The sequence below is a fragment of the Kitasatospora sp. DSM 101779 genome, from assembly GCF_025655475.1.
In the GTDB taxonomy this organism is placed as follows: Bacteria; Actinomycetota; Actinomycetes; order Streptomycetales; family Streptomycetaceae; genus Kitasatospora.
Genome location: NZ_JAHTIK010000007.1, coordinates 1 through 3,243, shown reverse-complemented (window position 1 = coordinate 3,243; position 3,243 = coordinate 1). Strand labels below are relative to the sequence as shown.

Genomic DNA, 3,243 nt, shown 5'->3' with positions numbered 1-3,243 from the left:
GGTATTCGGCCTCCGCCGAGGGGGAGTCGTGCATGAATTCGCCGGGACCGGCCGAATATTTCTCCGCGCTGCCGGTGCGGGGCTTTTTCTGATCGTTTCCGATCGCCGCGCAGACCGCGGAGCTCAGGCGTGACGGCACCGCGGCCTGCCGCCGGCTCCGCGCTGCCCGCCGTGGTGCGGACGGACGCCGCCGGGCGGCTGGCCACCGCCCTCGCCACCACCCCGGGCGGGCACCCCTCCGGCACCCTCACCGTGCTCGGCGACCCCGGCGGGGTGTTCCACCTCGCCGCCGGCGTCGTCACCGCGGTCGACTCCCCCGGCGCGCCGGACGTCGCCACCCTGCTGCTGCGCTCCGGGCGGGTCAGCACCACCGACTGGGAGGCCGCCTGCCGGGCGGGCGCCGCCGGTGACCGGACCGGCGCGGAACTGGTCGCGCGGGACCTGCTGGGCGCGGCCGAGCTCCAGCTGATGTGCACGATGGCCGCCCTGGACGGTGCCTTCGCGGTGGCCGCCGGACGGGTCGACGGATGCACCCTGGCCTGCGGTCCGACCCGGCACCACCTGCCCGCCCCGCAGGGCGTGGACCCGGAGTGGCTGCTGCACGAGACGGACCGCCGGCTCCGCGCGCTCGCCGCGCTCCGGCCGCCGCTCTGCCCGCTGCGCGACCGGCTCGGCTCGACCGCCGGGGCGCACCGGGAAGCGGGGGCGGGGCAGGCCGGCCGCCTCAGCGGCGAGCGCCGGGAGATCCTGCGCTGCGCGGACGGGCGGCGCAGCGCACGGGACATCGCCTTCCGCCTCGGCCGCGGCCTCTACGCGGTCACCGTGGAACTCTCCCGGCTGCTGGCCGAGGGGCTGGTGGAGGTCGTCCCGCCCGCCTCCGCCGGGCCGGTGCCGCTCACGGCGGCGGCGGGCGGCCGGCCCGGGGTGACCTCCGCCCGCCGCCCGCCGGATCCGCCGCCCCTGCACCAGCCGGCGGGGCGGCTGCCGATCCGCCGACGGGGTGCCAGCGGGATCAACGACGTCCTTGCGTGGCGGTCGGCCGCCGGGCGCCACCGACGCGCCCGCGACACCTGACCGGCCGCCACACCCCGGGTATTCGTCCGGAATTCCCGTCGTGCGGCGGGACGGTTCGGCGTGCCCGATGAACCGTCCGGTGCCGACCGGGGAATTCCCAGAACAGGAGAGATGTGAGCAGCGAGAACGGCGAATTGCTCGCCGAAATGCGCGCGCTGCGCGAAAGGGTCGCGGGCGTCACCGACCTCGCGGTGGCCGCCGTGGACGGCCTGCTGATCACCGCGGACGCCGAGGAGGGCATCGACACCGAGAGCCTGGCCGCCCTCGCCGCCGCGGCGCTCGGCCTCGCCCGCCGGGCCGGCCAGGCCACCGGCAAGGGCCTGCTGCACCGGACGGTCGCGCAGTTCAGCCACGGCTACGTGGTCGTCCAGCCGATCGGCCGGATGGGCCTGATGACCGTCCTCGGCGACTCCGGGATGGACATCGCCCGTCTGCACACCGAGTCGCAGGCCGCCGCCGACCGGATGGACCGCCTGCTGGCCGCACCGCAGCCCTGACGGGCCGTCCGACCGGAGCACCACCGCACCACTCGACCACCAGAAGGAGCACCGTGAGCACACCACAGGGATTCCAGAGCATGTCCGACCGGGTGAACGCCCTGGTCAAGGGCCTCCGCGCGGAGGTACCCGAGTGCCTGGCCTCGGGGATCATCGACATGTCCACCGGCATGCTGCTGTCCGTCGAGACGGTCGACTCGCACCCGCCGGAGGTCCTCGACATGCTGGCCGCCGCCACCCTCGACCTCTTCCAGGGCCGCAACGTGGTGATGATCGAGGGCATCTTCAAGGAGCGGCGCGGCGTGGTGAGCGACCGCCACTACTTCCAGGAGATCCTCGTCAACAGCGACAACCTGGCGCACCTCTTCCTCCGGGTGGACAGTGCCGACGACATCGTCGCCGTCGTGGTCTGCCGCAACACCGTCAACGTCGGCATGCTCTTCGCCCAGTCCCGCCGGGTGCTGAAGGACCACGGCCGGCTCTGAACCGGGGCGCGGCCCTCGCCGGCACGTGCGCCGGGTCCGGGGATCCCCCGCCTTCGGGGGCCCGGACCCGGCGCACGGTGCTTCTCGCGGCAGGTGTCACTCGGTGGCGGGCTTCGCGGCCGGGCGGGTGCTGCTCTCGGTCAGCAGCATGACGGCGGCCAGCAGGACGACCAGGGAGGCCGAGACGTGGATGCCCAGCGCGGTGGCGACGGATCCGCCGTGGGTGACGACGGCGAACGCGTCGCCCAGCGGCAGGATCACGTCGATGAGGATCACCCAGCCGAGCACCCGGCGCTGGCCCAGCCCGAGCAGCAGAAACACGGTCGAGGCCACGGCGAGGTCGCGGAAGCCCTTCACCGCGTAGTAGCCGCCCGCGTTGCCCTGCGGCCAGGGGTCGATGCCGAAGCCGGGGGCCGCGCCACCGGGGTTGAGCAGGAAGTTCAGCCCGAAGAACAGGACGGTGGCGCCGGTCAGCGCGGCCAGTGCGGTGGTGATGTGACGCCTGGTCATGGATCCCCCAACGGATTGTCCTAGCGGTGCTAGATCTGAGATCGATGCTAGACCTAGCGGCGCTCAGATGTCTAGCAGTGCTAGGATCGGCCTATGGCAGCACAGCAGCGCCGGGAGCGCGAACGGGCGGAACGGCACCGGCTCATCATCACCGCGGCCCGTGAACTCGCCGAGGCGGAGGGCTGGGGCGCGGTCACCACCCGTCGCCTCTCCGAGCGGGTCGAGTACAGCCAGCCGGTGCTCTACAGCCACTTCAAGGGCAAAGACGCAATCGTCGCGGCCGTGGCCGTCGAGGGCTTCGAGGAACTGGCCACCGCCCTGCGCCGCGCCCGGGCCGACCACCCGGACGCGCGCGCGGGGCTGCGGGCCCTCGCCTACGGGTACCTGGAGTTCGCCCGGGCCAGGCCTGCGGTCTACGCAGCGATGTTCGTCCGCGAGACCGACATCGAGTTCGGCACCGAGGCGACCCCGGCCCCCCTGAAGGCCGCCTTCGGCGAGCTCCACGGCGCGGTCGCGCCCCTGGCCGCCGCCCGCGGCGCCGACCCGGAGGCCTGCACCGAACTCTTCTGGAGCGCGCTGCACGGCCTGGCCACCCTCACCGAGGGCAGCAGGCTCCGCCCCGGCGCCCATCGCACCCGGGTCGACCTGCTGATCGACCTCGTCACGGCGGGCACCTG

5 protein-coding genes are annotated in these 3,243 nt (G+C 74.0%); 4 read left to right on the top strand and 1 reads right to left on the bottom strand.

Features of this window, described 5'->3' with window-relative positions; all coding sequences use genetic code 11:
- Positions 1–129 precede the first annotated feature (129 nt).
- The 3 genes from KSNIM_RS38865 to KSNIM_RS38855 all read left to right on the top strand — a co-directional run bounded on the left by KSNIM_RS38865 (position 130) and on the right by KSNIM_RS38855 (position 2,056).
- Positions 130–1,074, top strand: a complete 945-nt coding sequence (locus KSNIM_RS38865) for a MarR family transcriptional regulator (protein ID WP_263108375.1) — start codon at positions 130–132, stop codon at positions 1,072–1,074.
- A 113-nt stretch (positions 1,075–1,187) separates the two neighbouring features.
- Positions 1,188–1,571 carry a roadblock/LC7 domain-containing protein gene (locus KSNIM_RS38860; protein WP_317634128.1) on the top strand — a complete coding sequence of 128 codons (384 nt, stop codon included), beginning with the start codon at positions 1,188–1,190 and terminating at the stop codon, positions 1,569–1,571.
- Between the two features lie 80 nt (positions 1,572–1,651).
- Positions 1,652–2,056 carry a hypothetical protein gene (locus KSNIM_RS38855; RefSeq protein ID WP_263108011.1) on the top strand — a complete coding sequence of 135 codons (405 nt, stop codon included), beginning with the start codon at positions 1,652–1,654 and terminating at the stop codon, positions 2,054–2,056.
- Between the two features lie 96 nt (positions 2,057–2,152).
- On the opposite strand, the gene KSNIM_RS38850 is transcribed toward KSNIM_RS38855, so the two are convergent.
- On the bottom strand, positions 2,153–2,566 hold the full coding sequence (locus tag KSNIM_RS38850) for a DUF4267 domain-containing protein (protein WP_263104320.1): 414 nt from the start codon (positions 2,564–2,566) through the stop codon (positions 2,153–2,155).
- A 93-nt stretch (positions 2,567–2,659) separates the two neighbouring features.
- Here KSNIM_RS38850 and KSNIM_RS38845 point away from each other — a divergent pair.
- On the top strand, positions 2,660–3,243 hold a 584-nt coding region (locus KSNIM_RS38845; protein ID WP_263104321.1), incomplete at its 3' end, for a TetR/AcrR family transcriptional regulator.

What these genes read in the sequence shown, in the direction of transcription:
- KSNIM_RS38855 (WP_263108011.1), top strand. Translation starts at nt 1,652, where the DNA reads ATGTCCGACCGGGTGAACGCCCTGGTCAAGGGCCTCCGCGCGGAGGTA.
- KSNIM_RS38850 (WP_263104320.1), bottom strand. Translation starts at nt 2,566, where the DNA reads ATGACCAGGCGTCACATCACCACCGCACTGGCCGCGCTGACCGGCGCC.